The organism is uncultured Campylobacter sp. (assembly GCF_937981295.1).
Lineage (GTDB): Bacteria > Campylobacterota > Campylobacteria > Campylobacterales > Campylobacteraceae > Campylobacter_B.
Map to the genome: position 1 here is coordinate 1 of NZ_CALJPC010000038.1, position 2120 is coordinate 2120.

A 2120-nucleotide genomic window follows, 5' to 3' on the forward strand; every position below is an offset into this window, starting at 1 on the left:
GATAGGGCTTTTAAAGGCTAAAGCCGCCGTAGTTTTCAACACCTCCAACACCCCCGAGGCCAGAGAAAACAAGATATTCGGCGATCCGCTGGAAAGAATTTGGAAAAGCTGCATTTTTGATTTTTGCGGCGTGAAAACCTTTGAGCGGCTGATGTTTAGAGTGGTCGCAGATAGCGACGAAGCTGAGCGAAAGGTCTGGTTAGAGCAGGTAGCGCAGACGCTGGATAGGTACTTTCCGAAGCAGATTAATTTGCTTTAAATTTAAAAATGCGCTGCTCGCAAAATCCGAACGGCATAGAATTTGACTGCCTATTTAAACAGATGCGCGCCGAATTCGCTCGCACATTTGGCGCAAAATCTATGAAATTTAGGAGGTAATCATGCTTAGATTAATCGCTGCGATGGCGATTTTAGCGGCTCTCATATACTTCGTGATGGGCGGCGGCAAAAAGACGATCAAAGATTATAAAAATTTCAGCCGTGAGGAGCTGGAGACTTTATGCCTCGAAAAGAACGATAAAATCGCCTGCCAGCGTATCGCCGTGGACTATATCAAAGAAAATAAACCGAAAAAATGATCTAAATTTGCGAGGCTAATTTTGCGGTTTCGTTCAAACAGCGCGCAGCTAAATTTCTGGCCCGGTCCAAACGCTGCGCGGATAAATTTGCCCGCAAAGCACGGCTAAAATGTCGATTAAATCGGTACCGAGCGCCGCGCAAATAGCGTAAATTTAAAAGCAATAATTCAGGTATTAGCATGCGCGTCGATAAAACCGCTAGCGCAAATTAAAAGCGATAAATCGCGCTGTGTTCTTTGCGCGCAGACAGAAGGAGCGAGGATGAAAATTTTATGGCAAAGCAGGCTTCAAAACAGGCTTCGCGATATCGGCGAAAACGTCCTGATAAAGGGCGATCGCGCATTTTACGTAGGCGATAACGACGAGCAAAAGCAGATGAAGCTTAGAAAATTCTCGCTCGAAAGCGGCGAGCAGCTAGCCGGCGCGCCTTTCCGCGATTTTACCCGTGCCGCGACCTTTGACGATGACGGCCGCACGCTCGTAGTTTTGGGCTTTATTGACACGATTTATAAATTTAACGCCGCGGATCTCGCGCTCATCTCAAAGCACAAAAAGGGCGTGCTAAAATACGGCAACTTTATCGCGCTAAGTAGCAAGGGCGGCGATAAAAAGGCTATTACGGCGACCGACGACACGCTTTTTATTTACGATTTTGAGACGCAGACGGGCATGCGAAAGCGATTAAAGGGCTGCGCGGCGATTTTTAAGCAAGATGAGCTAAATTTCTTGATTTTTACGCGCTCGGGTCAAATTTACGGCTTAAATTTGAGCAGTTGTGAGCTTAAAATCATCGCTAAAACTTGCCCTATGACGCAGGTGCAGCGCGCAAGCGGCGGATATTGCATTCGCGTGGGCGAGGCTGGCGAAAACGGCGAAATAGAGGGTGCTAACGAGCTTGTTTTTACGGACGCAAATTTTAACGTTAAATTCCGCGTGAAGCTGGACTTTGATTTCGATAAATTCGAGCTTGCGGCGGATGGACCGGACGGCTGGCGCGGGCACTTTATAAACGAGCCGAATGAACTGAGGATTCTTGATATTGTGCGTAGCGAGGCGGGCGACCTCGAGAGCGGCGAGCACGACGGCTCGGGCAAATTTGCGCACGATAAAGCCGAGGAATTTAGATGCGACGAAGCGGACGAATTTAATCGCGGCGGCTCGGGCGAATTTACGCAGGGCAAGGCGAGCAAATCCAGGTGCGAAGCGACGGATAAATTTGAGTGCGACGAGCCCTTTAAATTTAAACTCGGCGAGCAGGTCCAATACCTCGCGGCAAAGCCCGTGCTGGCGCATAAATTTAAACAAAAGGGTGTGAGAATTTTAGGCGTCGTTACAGCTGCTTCTTGCCGGGCTGCGAGCACAAAATACGAAGCGAAGCAGAAGGGCGCATTTGCCGAGCAAAATTTAGCGTCCAGAGGCGGCCGCGGTATTGAAAACCGTGAATATTCACTCCTCGCTCCCGGTAAAAATGAAAAACGCAGGCATCGCGCGCCTGAGTGCGCCCGCGATCTCGTACTAGTCGATAATGCCTACGACGAGGAC

At 49.1% G+C, this 2120-nt stretch carries 2 protein-coding genes and 1 pseudogene; all 3 read left to right on the forward strand.

All coding sequences use genetic code 11. From position 1 onward, the window contains the following. Positions 1-259, forward strand: a pseudogene (locus Q0135_RS03115) (NAD(P)H-dependent oxidoreductase); the annotation flags it as partial. 121 nt (positions 260-380) lie between these two features. Continuing rightward, positions 381-578 carry a hypothetical protein gene (locus Q0135_RS03120; RefSeq protein WP_297988151.1) on the forward strand — a complete coding sequence of 66 codons (198 nt, stop codon included), beginning with the start codon at positions 381-383 and terminating at the stop codon, positions 576-578. A 261-nt stretch (positions 579-839) separates the two neighbouring features. Further along, positions 840-2120, forward strand: a 1281-nt coding sequence (locus Q0135_RS03125; protein ID WP_297988153.1) for a hypothetical protein, incomplete at its 3' end; no start/stop codon positions are given.

Coding starts and splice junctions, on each gene's coding strand:
- Q0135_RS03120 (WP_297988151.1), top strand. CDS start 381: ATGCTTAGATTAATCGCTGCGATGGCGATTTTAGCGGCTCTCATATAC.